22 protein-coding genes are annotated in these 17,448 nt (G+C 60.8%); 8 read left to right on the forward strand and 14 right to left on the reverse strand.

All coding sequences use genetic code 11. From position 1 onward, the window contains the following. Positions 1–93: 93 nt before the first annotated feature. From AAF659_RS07035 to ubiE, 9 genes are read right to left on the reverse strand one after another with little or no spacing between them, the layout of a single operon-like run. Positions 94–816, reverse strand: a complete 723-nt coding sequence (locus tag AAF659_RS07035; protein WP_349751011.1) for a 16S rRNA (uracil(1498)-N(3))-methyltransferase — start codon at positions 814–816, stop codon at positions 94–96. Continuing rightward, a complete protein-coding gene (gene tatC, locus AAF659_RS07040) occupies positions 813–1,577 on the reverse strand; it encodes a twin-arginine translocase subunit TatC (RefSeq protein ID WP_349751012.1) in 765 nt (254 codons plus the stop codon). Before tatC ends, AAF659_RS07035 begins: the two co-directional genes overlap by 4 nt. Next, positions 1,574–1,930: a Sec-independent protein translocase protein TatB gene (gene tatB / locus AAF659_RS07045; RefSeq protein WP_349751013.1), complete on the reverse strand. Its 357-nt coding sequence runs from the start codon at positions 1,928–1,930 to the stop codon at positions 1,574–1,576. Before tatB ends, tatC begins: the two co-directional genes overlap by 4 nt. Before the next feature lie 10 nt (positions 1,931–1,940). After that, positions 1,941–2,201, reverse strand: coding sequence for a twin-arginine translocase TatA/TatE family subunit (tatA, locus tag AAF659_RS07050; RefSeq protein ID WP_349751034.1), 261 nt, complete (start codon positions 2,199–2,201; stop codon positions 1,941–1,943). 12 nt (positions 2,202–2,213) lie between these two features. Beyond that, entirely contained in the window at positions 2,214–2,552 is a 339-nt protein-coding gene (locus tag AAF659_RS07055) for a phosphoribosyl-ATP diphosphatase (protein WP_349751014.1), read from the reverse strand. Beyond that, on the reverse strand, positions 2,552–2,962 hold the full coding sequence (gene hisI, locus AAF659_RS07060) for a phosphoribosyl-AMP cyclohydrolase (protein WP_349751015.1): 411 nt from the start codon (positions 2,960–2,962) through the stop codon (positions 2,552–2,554). Before hisI ends, AAF659_RS07055 begins: the two co-directional genes overlap by 1 nt. Position 2,963: 1 nt before the next feature. After that, positions 2,964–4,601, reverse strand: a complete 1,638-nt coding sequence (ubiB, locus tag AAF659_RS07065) for a ubiquinone biosynthesis regulatory protein kinase UbiB (protein ID WP_502949202.1) — start codon at positions 4,599–4,601, stop codon at positions 2,964–2,966. Next, positions 4,598–5,221 (reverse strand): ubiquinone biosynthesis accessory factor UbiJ, encoded by a 624-nt coding sequence (locus AAF659_RS07070; RefSeq protein WP_349751036.1) that lies wholly within the window; start codon positions 5,219–5,221, stop codon positions 4,598–4,600. The genes ubiB and AAF659_RS07070 overlap by 4 nt, the downstream gene beginning before the upstream one ends. Beyond that, positions 5,221–5,970, reverse strand: a complete 750-nt coding sequence (ubiE, locus tag AAF659_RS07075) for a bifunctional demethylmenaquinone methyltransferase/2-methoxy-6-polyprenyl-1,4-benzoquinol methylase UbiE (RefSeq protein WP_349751016.1) — start codon at positions 5,968–5,970, stop codon at positions 5,221–5,223. The genes AAF659_RS07070 and ubiE overlap by 1 nt, the downstream gene beginning before the upstream one ends. 143 nt (positions 5,971–6,113) lie before the next feature. Between ubiE and AAF659_RS07080 the strand changes: the two genes are divergently transcribed. Continuing rightward, positions 6,114–6,398 (forward strand): polyhydroxyalkanoic acid system family protein, encoded by a 285-nt coding sequence (locus AAF659_RS07080; protein ID WP_349751017.1) that lies wholly within the window; start codon positions 6,114–6,116, stop codon positions 6,396–6,398. A 19-nt stretch (positions 6,399–6,417) separates the two neighbouring features. Here AAF659_RS07080 and AAF659_RS07085 read toward each other — a convergent pair whose 3' ends face one another. After that, positions 6,418–7,164, reverse strand: a complete 747-nt coding sequence (locus AAF659_RS07085) for a DUF8198 family protein (RefSeq protein ID WP_349751018.1) — start codon at positions 7,162–7,164, stop codon at positions 6,418–6,420. Between the two features lie 62 nt (positions 7,165–7,226). Then, complete coding sequence (locus AAF659_RS07090; RefSeq protein WP_349751019.1) at positions 7,227–8,144, reverse strand: alpha/beta hydrolase; 918 nt, start codon at positions 8,142–8,144, stop codon at positions 7,227–7,229. Positions 8,145–8,406: 262 nt separating this feature from the next. Here AAF659_RS07090 and AAF659_RS07095 point away from each other — a divergent pair, with 262 nt between their 5' ends. Next, entirely contained in the window at positions 8,407–9,792 is a 1,386-nt protein-coding gene (locus tag AAF659_RS07095; RefSeq protein WP_349751020.1) for a class II fumarate hydratase, read from the forward strand. A 27-nt stretch (positions 9,793–9,819) separates the two neighbouring features. Then, positions 9,820–10,299 (forward strand): CDP-archaeol synthase, encoded by a 480-nt coding sequence (locus AAF659_RS07100; protein ID WP_349751021.1) that lies wholly within the window; start codon positions 9,820–9,822, stop codon positions 10,297–10,299. On the opposite strand, the gene AAF659_RS07105 is transcribed toward AAF659_RS07100, so the two are convergent. Continuing rightward, positions 10,293–11,285 carry a metallophosphoesterase gene (locus AAF659_RS07105; protein WP_349751022.1) on the reverse strand — a complete coding sequence of 331 codons (993 nt, stop codon included), beginning with the start codon at positions 11,283–11,285 and terminating at the stop codon, positions 10,293–10,295. The genes AAF659_RS07100 and AAF659_RS07105 overlap by 7 nt on opposite strands. Before the next feature lie 143 nt (positions 11,286–11,428). Here AAF659_RS07105 and AAF659_RS07110 point away from each other — a divergent pair, with 143 nt between their 5' ends. After that, on the forward strand, positions 11,429–11,839 hold the full coding sequence (locus AAF659_RS07110; RefSeq protein WP_349751023.1) for a DUF4124 domain-containing protein: 411 nt from the start codon (positions 11,429–11,431) through the stop codon (positions 11,837–11,839). A gap of 58 nt (positions 11,840–11,897) precedes the next feature. On the opposite strand, the gene AAF659_RS07115 is transcribed toward AAF659_RS07110, so the two are convergent. Further along, the gene (locus tag AAF659_RS07115; RefSeq protein WP_349751024.1) at positions 11,898–13,334 is read right to left on the reverse strand and encodes an OmpP1/FadL family transporter; all 1,437 of its coding nucleotides are present in this window, start codon (positions 13,332–13,334) and stop codon (positions 11,898–11,900) included. 506 nt (positions 13,335–13,840) lie between these two features. Here AAF659_RS07115 and AAF659_RS07120 point away from each other — a divergent pair. From AAF659_RS07120 to AAF659_RS07135, 4 genes are all read left to right on the forward strand, one after another. After that, positions 13,841–14,203, forward strand: a complete 363-nt coding sequence (locus tag AAF659_RS07120; protein ID WP_349751025.1) for a hypothetical protein — start codon at positions 13,841–13,843, stop codon at positions 14,201–14,203. 92 nt (positions 14,204–14,295) lie between these two features. Then, a complete protein-coding gene (locus AAF659_RS07125; RefSeq protein ID WP_349751026.1) occupies positions 14,296–15,255 on the forward strand; it encodes a DUF932 domain-containing protein in 960 nt (319 codons plus the stop codon). A gap of 84 nt (positions 15,256–15,339) precedes the next feature. Beyond that, positions 15,340–16,338, forward strand: a complete 999-nt coding sequence (locus AAF659_RS07130) for a YqaJ viral recombinase family nuclease (RefSeq protein ID WP_349751027.1) — start codon at positions 15,340–15,342, stop codon at positions 16,336–16,338. A 69-nt stretch (positions 16,339–16,407) separates the two neighbouring features. Next, the gene (locus tag AAF659_RS07135) at positions 16,408–17,208 is read left to right on the forward strand and encodes a recombination directionality factor (protein ID WP_349751028.1); all 801 of its coding nucleotides are present in this window, start codon (positions 16,408–16,410) and stop codon (positions 17,206–17,208) included. A gap of 12 nt (positions 17,209–17,220) precedes the next feature. Here AAF659_RS07135 and AAF659_RS07140 read toward each other — a convergent pair. After that, positions 17,221–17,448, reverse strand: a 228-nt coding sequence (locus tag AAF659_RS07140; RefSeq protein ID WP_349751029.1) for a transposase domain-containing protein, incomplete at its 5' end; no start/stop codon positions are given.

Below are 17,448 nucleotides of genomic sequence, written 5' to 3' on the forward strand. Positions count from 1 at the left end.
CTCATAGAGACCATAAGGGTGTAAGGCGGATAATATTCTTATATAAAGCGTGTGCCTGCTGCAAGGAACATTGTGTTCCTGCCTTTGCGTGGATTATTCGTCGGCGATTTCAAACAAACGCCCCAGAACCGCGGGGACGAGTGTTTCCGTACGCAGTATGCGTGTCCCCAGGTGCACCGCCTCGAAGCCCTGTTCGCAGATCAGCGCTACTTCATAGGGAATGAAGCCGCCTTCCGGTCCGATGCACAGGCTCAGGGGCGTCGTCAGACCCTGCGGGCAGGCGCCCGTGCTGCCCGGGTGCGCAATCAGGCGGCGACTACCGGCTGTCATGGCTGCGAGTTCATCCTGCACAAAGGGTTTGAAGCGATTGCGTTGCACAACGTCCGGCCAGACTGTGTCCCGCGCCTGTTCCAGCCCCAGGGTGATCTGATCGTTAAGGGCCTCCGGTTGGAGCCAGGGGGTCTGCCAGTAGCTCTTCTCCACCCGCCAGCTGTTGACCAGGACCAGGCGTTTAACTCCCATGGAGACCACGGACTGGATGATGCGGCGCAGCATCTTGGGTCTGGGAAGAGCCAGCACCAGCGTTACTGGCAGAGGCCTGGGTGGGGCATCGTTGAGCGTCAGACTCAGGGTGGCTTCATCGCAAGTGAGTGTCTCAATGCGCCCTTCGCCCATCGGGCCGTCGCGCATGCCAACTTTCAGGTGGTCGCCGGCCTGGGCACCGTGAACGTCGTGCAGGTGCCGCAGCTGGCGCCCGGTTACGCGCGCGCACCCATCCGCGCTCCGCTGTTCCGGGTGGAGCAGAAGCAGGTTCATGCCGCGTCTTGATCCTCCGCCGACCGGCGACGTTCGATCATGCGACCAAAGATGAGCCCGATCTCGAACAGCAGCCACATGGGCGCGGCCAGAAGAGTCTGTGAGATCATGTCAGGAGGCGTCATCATCATGCCGACAATGAAACAGCCCACCACCACATAAGGGCGTTTTTCACTCAGGGAGGTGGTGTCTGTCGCCCCGCTGAGAATCATCAGCATAATGGCGATGGGGATTTCAAAGGCGATACCAAAAGCGAACAGCAGTTTCAGAACGAAGCTGAGGTAGCTGCTCATGTCCGTCATGACGGTAACCTCCTCCGGGCCTACAGAGGTGAAGAAGGCGAATACCAGTGGGAAGACCACGAAATAGGCGAAAACTGCCCCCAGATAGAACAGAATGATGGAGGAGCCCAGCAGCGGAAAAGCAATTCGCTTTTCGTGGCGATACAGCCCCGGCGCCATGAACCGCCAGATCTGGTAAAGCACGACCGGCATGGCCAGGAAGGTGCCGAGGACCAGCGTCAGCTTGAGCGGCGCGAAGAATGGGGCCGCCACGTCTGTGGCAATCATGCTGCTGCCTTCCGGCAGGTACTCTCTCAGGGGACCGGAAAGCCAGGCATAGAGTTTATTGGCAAAGGGGTAGAGGGCCAGGAAAATCGCCAGAATGGCGAGGATGGCCTTGAGCAGGCGGTTGCGCAGTTCCACCAGGTGGGCAACCAGCGGCATGGTGTTCTCGTCGGGGTGTCCGTCCTGCTGGTTCATGAACTGTCTCGGGAGCTGTCCGGCGTTGGCGTGTCGGTCCGGTCTTTGTCCGTCCCGTCTGCGTTCCCGGATTTCAGATGATCCTCATCCAGCTTCGCTTCGTCCAGCGCTTCGCGCACGTTCTGCTGGATGTCCTCGTAGCCGATGTCGCTTTTTTCCCGGCGCAGCTGCTCCCGAATCTCCTCGGCTTTAACCTGGCGGTCCAGCTCTTCGGAGAATTGACGGGTCATGCGCCGGGCCTTGCCGATCCAGTGACCTGCACTGCGTGCGGCGCCGGGCAGGCGTTCAGGGCCCAGCACCAGAAGGGCAATCACGCCGCACAGAAAGAGTTCCAGAAAACCGAGATCAAACATTCAGGGCGCCTCAGGAATGCTCGTGATCGCGGCGCTTCTCCGCCTCGGGCGTCTCCTCGCTTTTCTGCTGCTCCAGGGGGCGATCGGCCTGGGGTTCATTGTCGCCGTCATCCGTGCTCTTCTCGCTGTCGCCATCGTTCATGGCCTGCTTGAAGTTGCTGATGGCGCTGCCGATGTCACCGCCCATGTTGCGCAGCTTCTTTGTGCCGAACACCAGAATGACGATGCCGAACACAATCAGAAGCTGCCAGATACTGATTCCACCCATGATGATTTCTCCTGTTCAGGATTCCGGCTTGCGCCGGGCTTTTTCTTCAAGACCGGAAAGGCCAAAACGCTGTGCCAGTTCCGCGAGCACGGCATCCGGACTTTCGCCCCGGTTGGAGAGCATGACCAGGCTGTGGAACCACAGATCCGCCGTCTCAGCGACCAGATCCCGGTTGTCACCGGTGTGTTCCGCGTCCTTGGCTGCAAGCAGTGTTTCCGTGCACTCTTCCCCGACTTTCTCGAGGATTTTGTTGAGTCCCTTGTTATGGAGGCCGGCAACATAGGAGCTGTCCGGAGCCGCGTTGTGGCGCCGGTCTTCGAGCACCTCGGCCAGCTGGCTCAGTACCGTGTCCATCAGTTGTGCTCCAATCCGTATATGGCTTCAGGATCCTTGAGGATCGCACCGGACTCCTGCCAGGCACCGTTTTCAAGGCGGCGGTAGAAACAGTGGCGCCGCCCGGTATGGCAGGCGATACCGCCGATCTGTTCCACTCTCAGGAGGACAACGTCGGCATCACAGTCCAGCCGTATCTCATGCACTTTCTGGACATGACCAGAACTCTCGCCTTTGTGCCACAGCCGGTCCCGTGAGCGCGAATAATAGACGGCCTCGCCGGTATTCGCGGTTTTTTCGAGGGCTTCGGCGTTCATCCAGGCCATCATCAGTACGTCGCCGCTGGCGCTATCCTGAGCAATGACGGGCACCAGACCGTCTTCATTGAAGGCTACTTCTGCGATCCAGCCGGGCTCGATGTTCGTTGTCATTTCAGTGTCCACTGCGATTCGTGCCACATAAGAATAACACGGTCCCGGCACCGAGCAGAATCCAGCTGCTAACAGGCAGGTTCTGGAACCAGTTCTGAAGGCTGGGTTCCGCCATAATCAGCGCACCCCCTGCGCAGGCAGCGGCGCCAGAAAGGGGCCAGAGCCGAAGGCGGGGCGCGGCGCTTGCCAGGGTGGGTTGCGGCTGTACCGGTGACTGGTCACTGGCCAGCCGTTCCAGCGCGTCGTGAACCAGCTGTGGCATCTCAGGCGTCTGTTCCGCCCAGTCCGGGAGGTGTTCGCGCAGGGAGCGTAACACGCCGGGTGGACCCAGCTGCTGCTGCATCCAGTTTTCCAGGAAGGGCTGTGCGGTCGCCCAGAGGTCGAGATCCGGGTAAAGCTGGCGGCCAAGGCCCTCCACGTTGAGCAGGGTTTTCTGCAGCAGCACCAGCTGGGGTTGGACTTCCATGCGGAAACGCCGTGCCACCTCGAACAGGCGCAGCAGAAAGTGGCCAAAGGAGATGTCGCGCAGGGGCTTGGCGAAGATGGGCTCGCACACGGTACGGATGGCTGCTTCGAATTCGTCCACGCGGGTGTCTTCCGGAATCCAGCCTGATTGGATATGCAATACGGCCACCTGGTGGTAGTCGCGCCGGAAGAAGGCCAGCAGGTTGCGCGCCAGATAGCTCTTGTCCGAGGGCCCCAGAGTGCCGACGATACCGAAATCCAGCGCGATGTACTGGGGATCGGCGGGATTTGAAGCGTCCACGAAGATGTTGCCGGGGTGCATGTCGGCGTGGAAAAAGCTGTCGCGGAAGACCTGGGTGAAGAAGATTTCCACGCCTTTTTCAGCCAGAACCTTCATATCCACGCCGGCCGCGTGCAGGGCAGCGGTATCGCCGATCGGAATGCCGCTGACCCGCTCCATGGTGACCACCCGGCGTCCGGTGTGGGACCAGTAGACCGCCGGAACGTAGATCAGCGGGGAGTCCGGGAAGTTGCGCCGGAGCTGGCTTGCGTTGGCGGCCTCGCGCTGCATGTCCAGCTCGTCGAAGATGGTCTTTTCGTAGTCCGCCACCACCTCAACAGGTCGCAGGCGCGGGCCTTCGGCCCAGAAGCGCTGCAGCAGCTTTGCCATCAGGTAGAGCAGGCGGATGTCCTGCCGGATGGTTTTCTCAATACCCGGGCGAATGACCTTGACCACCACGGCGGTGGCGTCCAGCAGCTTTGCGCCATGCACCTGGGCGACCGAGGCGGAGGCCAGCGGCTGCTGTTCGAACTCACTGAAGCTGTCGGCGATATCCGCCCCCAGCTCCGCCTCCACGATGGCTCTGGCCTGGTCGCTATCGAAGGGGGCGACCCGATCCTGAAGGTGCTTCAGGGCGTCCGCCATGTCCTCTGGGAGCAGGTCACGCCGGGTGGAGAGGATCTGGCCGAACTTGATGAACACCGGGCCCAGTTCCTCCATTGCCTGGCGCAGGCGTTCGCCGCGGCTGGCCTCCGGCTGCGGGAAAAGCCGCCAGGGGGCGATGGCCAGCAGCAAGCGGATGCCTGCGGGCAGAGCCAGCAGGCGCAGGAAGGTGTCGAGCCGGTAGCGGCAGAATACCCACAGAATCCGGATCAGGCGGCCCGGGTTGATCAACGGCGTGCCTCCGGATCGAGTAGATTGAGACGATCCTCAAGCGCATCCACCCGGGCCTTCAGGGCATGGATGTCGCGCAAGCGGGTTTGCGCTTGCTGGCGGCCTGGAACCAGACCGGATTCCTCGTGCATGTAATCCTCGATGTTGGCGTGGATGGCAGCACGTGCCTGCTGGCTCCAGTGCAGAGCATTGCGCAGGCGCCGGGCGATCACGTGGGCAGGTACATCGCCGAGTGTGCGCGCCATGAGGGCTTCCCAGTCCGGTGCCAGCGCATGCAGGCGCTGCGCCAGATGGCGTACGCGCTCACTGTCGCCCTCGACGCCGATCAGGCCCTGATCGAGGCCGCTGGTATCGCCTGCGGCAAGCGCCAGAAGGGCAAGTGGCGTGGCGGTGATGTGAGCATCCGCCGATGGATCGGCTACACCCTGTTGCAGGGCAAGCCGATCTGCCGAGCGAACCAGTGTCAGGGTAGCGTCGAAGGGCTCCAGCGTCATCGAGACCGGGGTTTCCAGTTCAGAAAGAAGCACATCTTTTGCTGCCGGATCCATTTGCAGAGCCCGGTTCAGGGCGGAAGCGGCCATAGTGGTGGCCTGCTCAAGCAATGTGCCGCCCAGTCCCATCACGGCTTGACCCCGGCATGCAGGGCAACGATGCCGCCGGTCATGTTGTGGTACTTGCATTGCACCAGACCGGCGTCCTGCATCATGTGCTTGAGGGTTTGCTGATCCGGATGCATCCGGATGGATTCAGCCAGGTATTTGTAACTCTCGCTGTCACCGGCCACGAGCCGGCCCATCAGGGGTAGCGCCGTGAATGAATAGGTGTCGTAGGCCTTGTTGAGTAGCGGGTTTACGGGCTTGGAGAACTCCAGGATCAGCAGTTTGCCGCCGGGTTTGAGCACTCGGGTCATCTCGCGCAGGGCCAGGTCCTTGTCAGTGACGTTGCGCAGACCGAAGGCGATGGAGACCGCGTTGAAATAGTTGTCCGGGAAGGGCAGGCACTCCGCGTTAGCCTGGACGTAGTCAACGCGCCCCGCGTAGCCACGATCGATCAGGCGTTCCCGACCGACTTCCAGCATTTCCTGATTGATGTCCGCCAGTACCACCTCGCCTTGCGTGCCCACGCGGTCCGCGAACTGCATGGTCAGATCGCCCGTGCCGCCGGCGATGTCGAGGATACGGTGGCCCGGGCGGACGCTGCTCAGCTCGATGGTGAAGCGCTTCCAGAGCCGGTGGATGCCCATGGACATCAGATCATTCATCAGGTCATACCGACCGGCAACCGAAGAGAAAACCTGGCCAACGCGCTCTGTTTTTTCCGTCTTCGGTACCTCGCGGTAGCCGAAATGGGTGGTGTCCTGATCCGCCATAGGGACCTCCGCTCATGCTTTCGCGTATTCTAACCCCGGAGGCGCAGCTTGTCTGCGCCTCCGGGGTAGGCTCGCCTATGGGGCTGCATTGGCGTAAAATTAGGGCTCACTCCAAACCATCCTATTCCAGTTGAGGAACGCCGATGTCCCGAATCCGGATCCGCCGCCGCCACGCCATGGACCATGAACACGCGCTGCGCGTGGCCGATGAGCTGGCTCGGGAAATGACGGCGCATTACGATTTTGAGTGGCACTGGGAGGGCGAGCGCCTGAAACTGCGCCGGACAGGGCTCAGGGGCGAGGTGGGCGTCTATCCGAATGAGATTGGCGTAGACCTGGAGCTGGGCATGATGCTGCGGCCTTTAAAAGGGCGGATCGAACAGGAGATGGTGCGCGAGCTGGAGGCGATCCTGGAACGCCACAGTTGATCCCGCGGCCCGGGGCCGGTCAGTGCCTCGGGAGGTGCCCTTCGTCCAGCAGCTTTTCCATGATGTGGGTTTCACGCTTGCGGATGGTTTTCAGCAGCTCCGTCACGCCACCCATAGCGCGGAAGGCGTGGACGCCCTCCGTAATAAAACGGTAGAGCTCGCCCAGCCCGGCCATGCGCGCGGGCTGGTGCATCATCTTCAGCCCCATGCGAAGAGAACGGTTGTTCACGTAACGCTCCAGGTCATGGCCTACGGCATCCACCAGTTCAATCTGCCGGCGGCGGTCCTCAATCCGCCCACAGCTCCGGTAGGCTTCGGCATAGGTGGCATCGGCCATGCACTCGATGGCGGGAGCATCCAACGCCGCCTCATGGGTGAGCCACTCCGTCATGACCAGGTCCAGGCGCTGACTGATCAGGTTGAGTTCAACCAGCTGTGACAGGGTGAAAAGCGCGCTGTCAGGGCTCAGCCGGACCAGATAGGGAAAGATCCGGTCGAAGTCGTCATCCCGGCGGTTGAAGTCCTGGGGCGTGTAGAGATCCTCCAGCAGGAAGTCCAGGGCCTCGTGGTAACGCGGGGACTCGTAGAGGTCGCGGTGGGTCGCGCGCAGGCGCTCCGCCTGCCAGCGGCCAAGGGCCTCAATGGACGGCTCCAACGGATGATCGACGCGCTCCTGCCGGAAGTCATGGTAGTTGAGCATCAGCTCCTGGAGCCGGCGCGCGTTGCGAGTTCGTGTCTGGGTCTGGGTCAGCTTGTAGCGGTACACGCCCGTCCTCCGATTGTCAGGACGAGCATTCTAGTGGGGGCTGTGATCCCGGACAATGGCAGTCAGGCCACGCGCGGAATGTCATCCATGGAAGGCACCCAGCGCTCGCTGTCCAGGGTAATGAAGTGGCTGGTGCCCTGGGTTTCGACGATCCGTACCGACGTTGCGGACTGACGGGCCGCTGCCAGCAGCGTCTCCCGATCCAGTATGCGGTCCGATTCCGGGATCAGTATGGTGCCCTGGCGGATGTTGTCGAGAACGTTCGCGTCCCATCTCTCCATCCAGGCGATGATGTTCTCGATATTGCGCACAATTGTCAGGTGATCCTGAGTGGCTGAGAACATGCGGTTCAGTAGCGTCTTCTTGCGGGGGTTCATGCGCCCGAAGAAAGTCTGGGCATAGGCTGAGGAGGGGGTGGTGTTGATCGCGCGCACCACCCATGGCCACATGCCGTGGCTGACCGGCTCCAGAATGGTGCGCACCAAGGCATGGAGCTGGCCCTGAGGCAGTACCGGCGCCTCCAGGACTACATCGATATCTTCGAACAGCTCTGGTCGCTGGCGGGCCGCTTCTACGATCACACCGCCACCGCGGGAATGGCCGTGTACCCGTATGCTTCTGGATGAGGGCAGATTCTCGATGGCCTGGATGAGAATGCGCGCATCGTACTCGATGGTGGCCTCCACATGCGGATTGCGTACCACCCAGTCAGGGCGTTCCAGATTGGGACCACTCACCGGAATATGGTAATTGGAGCAGGTCAGCAGGATGAGCTCAGTGGTCGGCTCCTGATAAAGCTGTGTGAAATAGCACTGATTCTCAAGGAACCCGTGAACGCCGATCACAGTATGGTCTGCTTGACCGCTGTGGTTGCGCACCGCTACCGCGCCGGAGCCTACTTCATGGACCCGCCCTGAAAACATCTCGCTGTAGGCGGGTTCGATCCGTTTCTTGAGCTTGCGGATGTCGCTGGCTTTCATGATAACTGCCCTTTTGTCGGCGCGGCCTTACAGCTTTTCTGTGACCGGCTTATGACAAGTTCTTTACCTCACACTATAGAAACAGCTGGAACCTTGGGAGTGAAAATTTGTAACGGGCGGTGCCTGTTGAGACAACCGTCACGTTGCGGCTGGTCGGTTCTTCGACCAATGCCTAAGGGGGCATGACTGGAAAACCTGGCCTTCGGAAGGCACTATAGCCGCAGTTTAAGAACAGCCTGGCCAACCTGACGGAGGTCCCACTATGAGTGACAAGCGCATTGAGAAAGACAGCCTCGGCGAGGTGGAAGTCCCGGCCAACGCCCTCTGGGCGGCCCAGACCCAGCGCGCCATCGATAACTTCCCTGTGAGCGGCCGGCCCATGCCCGGTGCGTTCATCCACGCTGTGGTGCGCATCAAGCGCAGCGCCGCGCGCGCCAATGCCGTACTGGGGCTGCTGGACGCGGAGCACGCCCAGGCCATTGAGACGGCCTGTGATGAGGTGCTTGGTGGCGCTCATGCGGATCAGTTCCCGGTGGACGTGTTCCAGACCGGCTCCGGTACCAGCACCAACATGAACGTGAACGAAGTCATCGCACGCTTGGCCTCGGGCCACAGCAGCGAGCCGGTGAACGCCAATGATCACGTGAACATGAGCCAGAGCAGCAACGACGTGATTCCTACCGCCATTCACCTGAGCGCGGTGACCGAGGTGCATGAGTCGCTGTTGCCGGCGCTGGATCACATGATGCAGACCATCGCGGGCCGCGAGCAGGAAACCGAGTCCGTGGTCAAGACCGGTCGCACGCATCTGATGGACGCCATGCCGGTAACCCTGGCTCAGGAACTGCGCACCTGGCGTGACCAGATCAGCAACGCCCGTGACCGCCTGGAGCAGGCGGCGAAAGATCTACTGCGCATTCCCCAAGGCGGCACTGCCGTGGGTACGGGGGTAAACGCCCACGCGGACTTCGCGCGGCTGTTTGCCGAAGAGCTGAGCGCGCTCACCGATCACCACTTTACCGCGCTCGAGCATCCGTTCGTCGGCCAGAGCGCCATTGATGCGCCGGTTGCCCTTTCGTCTGCCTATCGCGGGTTGGGCACGGTGGTCATGAAGATCGCCAACGACCTGCGCTGGATGAACAGTGGGCCCATCCATGGCCTGGGCGAGATCACCCTGCCAGCGCTGCAGCCCGGCTCCAGCATCATGCCTGGCAAGGTGAACCCGGTTATCCCGGAATCCGCTGCCATGGCCGCGGCGCAGGTAACCGGTCTAGATGCTACGGTTAACACCGCCGGCCAGTCGGGTAACTTCCAGCTCAACGTGATGCTGCCGCTGGTCGGCTGGAACCTGTTGGAAATGAACGGCTTGCTGGCCAACACCGCACGCGTGATGGCGGACAAAGCCATTGCCGGGTTTACAGTGAACAGTGAGGTGATGGCCGAGGCGGTTGGCAAGAACCCGGTGCTGGTGACTACCCTTAATCCCGTTATTGGCTACGCCAAAGCGGCCGAAGTGGCCAAGAAGGCCTATGCGACCGGTCGCTCCATCCTGGATGTGGCTAAGGAAGAAACGGATGTGGCGGAAAACGAGCTGCGTGACCTGCTCGACCCGATCAAGCAGACCAAGGGTGGCCTGCCGGACGCCTGACCAGCGTCCGCCGCCGGGCTCTGCGCCATGCCGCTGATCCCGGAGCTGGTCGCTTTACTGATTGTGGCCAATGGCGCGCCCTTGGTTCTCAGTCGGGTTATGGCGAGCCGTGGGCTGGCCGTGGACGGGCGTCTTCGGCTGCCTGACGGCCGCCGGCTCTTCGGGGCCAGTAAAACCTGGCGTGGTGTGGGTGCCGCAATCCTTAGCGCTGCGGTTTTTGCCTGGTTGTTGCAGTTCGGCTTGGCCTTCGGCGTTGTGTTCGGTGCGGCGGCGATGATTGGCGACCTGTTCTCAAGCTTCCTGAAACGCCGTCTCGGACTCAGATCAGGGGATAAGGCGCTGGGCCTGGATCAGCTGCCCGAAGGGCTGCTTCCCAGTTTTGTCGCCTGGTGGTGGCTGGGCGTCCCTGGTTGGGCGGCGCTGCTGGCGGCGCTGATCTTCTCAGCACTCAATATCTGGGGATCGCCTCTTCTCTATCGCCTCGGTATTCGTCGACGGCCTCACTGACTGGATGGATCCGGGCCAGCACTCAGCTGGTGCAGGGTCACCTCAGGCGGACAGTTCAGGCGGACATTGAGGATGGATGTCCCCGCCCCAGTAGTGGTGTAGCCCTGCATGGCATCTTGCGTCCAGAGACCGCGACCCAGTCGGCGGGGGATTTTCGCATCCAGCGTTAGCGGCATGCCGCCTGGCAGGCACAGTTGGCCGCCGTGTGTGTGGCCACACAGATAGAGGTCAAAGCCGGCATCGGCCGCGTCAATGTGAATTTCCGGGGTGTGGCTTAGCAGCAGTGACAGAGCGCCGGGGGGAATGTCCCGGGTGGCGGCTGCCAGGTCATGGGTGCGGTAGAGGTGCGGGTCATCCACACCGGCAATCCAAAGTGCCTCGCCGCCGCGTTTAATACGCAGGCTCTCGTTCATCAGTAGGCGGTACCCCATGCTCTCCATCTCCGGCACCATCAGGACGCTGTCATGGTTGCCCAGAATGGCAAGGGGCGTGCCCTTGAGGTGGGGGCGCAGACGCCGCATACCGTCCATCGCGGGGTTGATGTCCCCCCAGGTATCGCGTCGGTAATCACCCGTGATCACGCAGAGGTCATAGTCCAGCTCTCTTATGATTTCAATGACTGCATGCAGGTTGGCCTCGTCCATGTCCACGTGCAGATCGCTGAGCTGCAGCAGGGTGTAGCCTTCCAGCGCCGGGGGGAGGCCCGGGACCACGAAACGGTTACGGGTCACTCTGAGAGACCGGCTGTTTTTGACAGCCCGTTGATAAAGGCCTCCCAGTGACAGGGCAAGCCGGACCAGTGTGGGCATGGAATAGAGGTTTTCCGGGTGCAGGTGCTTGCCCGAGCGGCTCACAAACAGGGCCTCGCGCTCGTGCTCGGTGGTCAGGCGCTGGCGCGCGTGATCCGTGCCCAGTCTCAACGCCAGCTGATAGGTACGTTCCGCGTCGCTGTGATCTCCGGTCAGGGGACTCGAAAAACCATCCATGACAAAACTGCTCCGAAATCCGGGAATTATTTCCATCATAGCAGGGAAGCGCCTGTTCTGGGGTGTGCTTGACAGCAAAGCCTCAGCGGTGGATGCTCTGGCGCACCGAAACGGACTGCCACTGCATCAGGGAGGAATGCCGCATGCTCCACAGCACTCTGCGTTTTCTGATCGTAGCCACGCTGATTATGGCCGCTGCCGCGCGAGCGGAGATCTACACCTGGACGGATGACAATGGGGTCACCCATTACACCGACACCCCCAGACAGGATGGCGCCCACGAGGAGCGATCCCGGCCGAAACTGACGAACTCGCCCATGGCACTGCCGGAGCCCGGAACCTGGGGGGTCAAGCGCGATAATGGCGACGACGAAGCCAGTCAGCCGAGCCGAGCGGAGCGTGAAGCGGCGGCCAGGGAAAAGCGGTGTCAGGGTTACGAGAAGCGCTTGGATCGGGTCAATGAGGAATTGGGGCGAGGGTACCAGGAGCCCCGGGGAAATCAGCTGCGCGCCGAGCGGCGGAAGCTGCGTTCAAAAATCTTCAGTGAATGCTGAGGATTGTATAGGAGAGGATCAGCTCCATCCCTGGAGCTGAACGAGTGGACTCAGGCGGTTAGAAGGAGCGGCTGAGTTCCACAGAGGCGCTCCAGGCGCTCAGGTCGTAGGAGCCGGAGTAGCTTGCCGCACTTGTGGGGGTTGTCGGCTTTTGATGGCTGTAATCACGCTCTGTGAATTTGGCGTCGCCATCAAAGATGAGCGTGCCCACGGCCGCATCCACTTTCCAGTCGGTGTTGGCCGGGGCAAACTGGGTGCCCAGGGTCAGCCAGTGTCGGTCCTGGGAGGGAATCCGCGCGGTCTTGTAGCTGTCCACCGGGGACTCATCCCAAGCGTAGCCTGCCTTGAGTTTCCATTCCGGGTTAGCCTGCCAGGTGGCACCGAGGTTGTACTGCCAGGTATCCTCCCACTTCTCTGTGATGTGGGTGATCGGGTTTCTCTCCAGAGCACGGGAAACCTGCCCTGTGCCGCCTTCATCCGAATAGACATCAAGTTCTTCGAAATCGCTCCAGCGTGCCCAGGTGGCGCCGAACAGCAGGGTGACTTCGTCATTGAGCTGATGACGGGCACCGAAGGTCGCACTGGGTGGGATATCGAGCGGGACTTCGGCATCTTCCTTGAGAGTCGTGGTCTTGGCTGGATTTTTACTAGTGGGTTTCGGGAAATTACTAACGGTAATATCACCTTCCAGTGATGACCCGGTGCCCGTTTCAGCTGTAAGGCCGAACTGAGTTTGGTCCGAAAGCTCGTAGAGGGCGCCAATGCGGAGGGTGTATTCAATCGTATCGCCCTCAACGTTTGAGTAAGGCGTATTATCTGACTCTGAAAGGCCGTTCGCGTAGTTTGTGGCCTCTTCTCTTTGCGCAGGTGTTAGCTCTTTCAAATTCCAACCTTGCTCCTCGGCATACAGGCCGGTCGGGTCATTAAACTTTGAAAGCTTTCCCTCCAGATACATGATGTTGACGCCAACACCCAGAGACAGGCCGTTGCCAGAGTCCACGGCAATAGATGGCGTCAGGGCGATGCCGGTGAGCTCAGTCTCGTCCGCGAAGTAACGACCGGTGAAGTCGTTATCGTAATCCGCTGCCAAGCCATAGGGCGCGTGCAGACCAACACCTACTGCCACGTTCTCCGTCATCTCGTGAGTTAGGAAAGCGCTGGGGAGATAGGCAGGATCGGCAATATCTCCACCTTTGCCAGTTTTTGGAACGTCCGTGCCTACTTGGTAAGTGGCGGATGCCTTGTCGGCCTCAGCATCAATGTCCAGAACCGCTGCACCAAAGGAAAGGTTGGTGCCAGAGAGCTGGGTCATGCCCGCCGGATTGAAAATGACGGTGGACGCGTTCTGCGGATTGGCAGCAGCGCCGGCGTTGGCGGTACCCATGGCGCTGGCGCTCTGTTCGTTCAGAGAGAAGCCACCGGCCATGGAGAGACTGGGAGCCATCGCGGCAGTCAGGATTATGGCCCTTTTGGCGTCAAAAACTGTACGCATCATTACCTCTTTGCTCTTCATGGAGTTACGGGATTCTAATGCGGTGGTGCTTGAACTACAAATTACAGGCGCAGCGTAAACCTGGCTGGTTGGCCGAAGTCGGGGAATCAGCGGATGGGCCTATTTGGCGAAAAAAGGAGTGCTGGGACGAAAAAAGCCCTGACGAATCAGGGCTTTAAGTCTTACTGTTTGGTGGAGACGGCGTCACTTGAAAAGGTTGCGTAAGGGCATGATATAAAACGATTGCTATTATGCGCTTTTCTCTGGTTACCCACGTTATTACCCACACTTTGAAGGCGTGAAGACCGCTGCAACCGTCTATGTGTTCGGCTATCCAAGGTACTCTGACTGCCGAACACTGCAGTGTAAAGTATTGTTAAATCTAGATAGGTAGCATGCATATAGGTGCAGGTAACATATATAAGAATCGAGCTTCCTTCAGATATACATCACCTCTGTGAGGGCGGACCAGGAGTCTGTCCACCACCGATCGCACAGAGGAGATGATCATGCCACTTGAATGTCCGCGCTGTCAGTCCACCCGGATTGGCAGCAATAACTATGGGAAGAAGGGCGCCGGAGTGGTCGGCGCGGGTGCCGGCACTGTTGGGGGCATCAGTGCCGCCTCTTCCGGTGCCGCTTATGGCGCCTCCTTGGGCTTTTTCGCTGGGCCCGTTGGCGCCACGGTCGGCAGCCTTTCCGGGGCCATCATCGGAGGGCTGGTGGGTGGTACCACCGGAGCGTCCGCTGGCGTGGCGCTGGGCAGCGTGCTCGATGAGCAGGTGTTGGATAACTACCGGTGCCTGGACTGCAACTACTGCTTCCGTAGTGCCCCATCCGAAGAAAGCGAGGCATCCGGAGACCCCGGGTAACTGACCGCTCCACCAAGTTCGCACAAGCAAAACGACATAGAGGCCGTGCTGGGTTCCAGCACGGCCTTTTCTATTTCTGGGAGGACAATTCGATGAGTCATTTGGTTGAAGAGATGGCCTACGTGGGCCGCACGCCCTGGCATGGCCTGGGCAATCAACTGGACAGCGGTCAGCCGCTGGACGTCTGGGCGCGCCAGGCGGGCTTGAACTGGTCCATTGAGGAAAGCCCGGTGCAGTTCCCTGTGGTAGACGGGGAAGGGAACGAGGAGCTGGCGAGTGTGCCGGGCAGCAAGGTGCTCTACCGCTCGGACAACCAGGCACCGCTGTCGGTGGTCGGGGACCGCTTCAATGTGGTCCAGCCCGAAGAGGTCCTGGAGTTCTATCGGGACCTGACCGAGATCTCCGGCTTTGAACTGGAAACCGCCGGCTCGCTCAAGGGCGGGCGCAAGCTCTGGGCTCTGGCCCGTACGGGTCAGTCCACAACGCTGAAAGGCGGTGACCAGACGGATGCCTATGTCCTGCTGGCCACGGCCTGTGACGGCAGCATGGCCACAACGGCTCAGTTCACCAGCGTGCGGGTGGTGTGCAACAACACCCTGGCGGTGGCCGTGAAAGGGGCGGGTGGTGCCGTGAAGGTCAAGCACAGCACTCAGTTCGACGCCGAAGCTGTCAAGAAACAACTGGGCATCTCGGTCACGGCCTGGGACGAGTTCATGTACCGGCTGAAGACCCTGAGCGATCGCAAGGTGAAGGACCGGGAGGCTCAGGACTTCTACCGGGAGCTGTTCACGGACATCCCGGGTCAGCCTGCCGGCAAGACCAACGAACGGGCCATGAAGCAGGCTCTGTCCATGTTTGAGGGCAACGGCACCGGCTCACAGCTGGCCTCCTCTAATGGCACAGCCTATGGCCTGGTCAACGCGGTGACGGAGTTCATCGACCACGAGCGCCGGGCCAAGAGCGTGGACCACCGGCTGGATTCGGCCTGGTTTGGCAATGGAGCGGCCATTAAGGAACGCGCCTTCGAGAAGGCCCTCGCACTGGCCGCCTGACCCCACTCAACCACTGATAACGACATAGAAGCCCGTCGGAGCCAAGCGCTCCGGCGGGCTTTTTTTCGTCTGGAGGAAACCACCATGGAAATGCAGCAACCCCAACAATCCCATAAGGCCGCCCTGCGGCTGGTATCCACCAAATCCATGAGCCGGGATGAGTGGCTCGCGATTCGGAGAAATGGCATCGGCGGCAGTGATGCGGCCGCCGCCGTGGGGCTCAGCCCCTACCAGTCCCAGCTGGAGCTGTGGATGGTCAAAACGGGAAGGGACGCGACGCTTCCTAAGCCCGACCCGGATGACCAGGGCTCCCCGGTGTACTGGGGCAATGTCCTGGAGCCGATCGTAGCCGAGCATTACAGCAAACGTACCGGGCGCAAGGTCCGGCGTGTGAATTCGGTACTTCAACACCCGGATCCCAATAAAGCCTGGATGCTGGCCAACCTCGACTACGCCGTGGTCGGTGACGACGAAGTCCAGGTCCTGGAGTGCAAAACGGCCGGGGAGTTCGGATCCCGCAAGTGGCGCAATGGCGTACCGGACTACGTCCAGTGCCAGGTCCAGCACCAGCTGGCGGTCACCGGCAAGAAGGCGGCCGATGTGTGCGTGCTGCTGTGCGGCCAGGAGCTCAAGATCTACCGCATCGAGCGCGATGATGAGCTCATTGCCGAGCTGATTCGCCTGGAACGCCAGTTCTGGAGCTACGTGGAATCGGATACCCCGCTGCCGGCGGATTATTCCGATTCAGCCGACCGGGCCCTGCGTCACCTCTATCCCAGTGACAACGGGGAAGAGCTGGATCTGCGGGATGACCGCGAAGCCTGCAAGACCTTCGACCAGCTCCAGTCCGCCCGCCGCCAGATGGAGGCATTGAAGCAGGCGGAAGCCCAGCTCAAGCACACCCTCCAGCAACGCATGGGCGAGGCCACCAAGGCGATCTTCCCCGAGGGCACCGTGTCCTGGCGAAAGAGCAACTGCAGCGTGGCGCTCGACACCAAACGGCTGCTCAAGGACCAGCCCCAGCTGCTGGATCAGTACCCACTGACCAAACCGGGTAGTCGTCGGTTCCTGATCAACGACTGATGCCATTCATCCACACCACCGGGGCGGCTCAGGCCGCCTCACTCTAATCACCGCCAGGAGGTAACTGCCATGATTAAAGGGCTTGCCATCACACCCCCGGTACTGGGCCGGATCAGCATTGGCCGGGTCGTTGAGAAAAACGGCCAGCGCCTGCCCCAGAAAGACAATCAATTCACGATCACGACCCAGATCCAGGAGCAGGGGGAGTGGATACTGCATCCCAAGGATGAAGAGTTGAGAGAGTCAGCGCCCAACAACAAACTCCGGACCATCCCGGTGCGGATGCTGTTCAATGACGCCGACCTGAACCTGCGGGCGGAATACACCATGTTCGATCGCACCAATGGCCGGCCGGTCTGTGTGGGCGACGGGGAGAGCTGTCGCCGCCTTACAGAGTCCGGAGTTCAGTCACTGCCATGCCCTGGCCCGACACTCTGCGAGTTCGGCAAGGGTGGGCTATGCAAGCCCTATGGACGGCTGAACGTGCGTATTGGGGATGACGATGAATTGGGCACCTTCATCTTCCGCACCACCGGCTACAACAGCATCCGCACCCTGGCGGCGCGGCTGCGTTACTACCAAGCTGTCTCGGGCAACCGGCTGGCGTTCATGTCGCTGGAACTGCGCCTACGCGGTAAGAGCACGACCCAGAGCCATCGGACACCGATCTACTATGTGGATCTGACGGTAAGAGAGGGCCAATCCGTGCAGGAGGCGCTCCAGGAAGCTCAGGACAACGAACAGACTTCACAGCAGGCCGGTTACGACCAGGCGGCGCTGGATGAAGCCGGAAAGCGAGGGTTCGAGAATGCTGAGTTTGAGTACTCAGAGGAGGACACGCCTGCGGTGCTTGAGGAGTTTTATCCGTAAGCGGTCCACGAACTACGCGGTAACCGCCCCTTCCTGCCGCCAGGGCAGCAGCCGATCCAGTTGTTCATCGGTAGTGGCGGTTGGCAGCTGGTTCAGAACTTTGACCATGTATGCATAGGGTTCGAGCCCATTGGCCTTGGCCGTCTCGATCAGGCTGTAGATGCGGGCGCTGGCATCGGCGCCTTTCGGCGTGTCACTGAACAGCCAGTTCTTGCGCCCGATCACGAACGGGCGGATGGC

Source organism: Salicola sp. Rm-C-2C1-2 (assembly GCF_040196175.1).
Taxonomy (GTDB): Bacteria; Pseudomonadota; Gammaproteobacteria; order Pseudomonadales; family Oleiphilaceae; genus Halospina.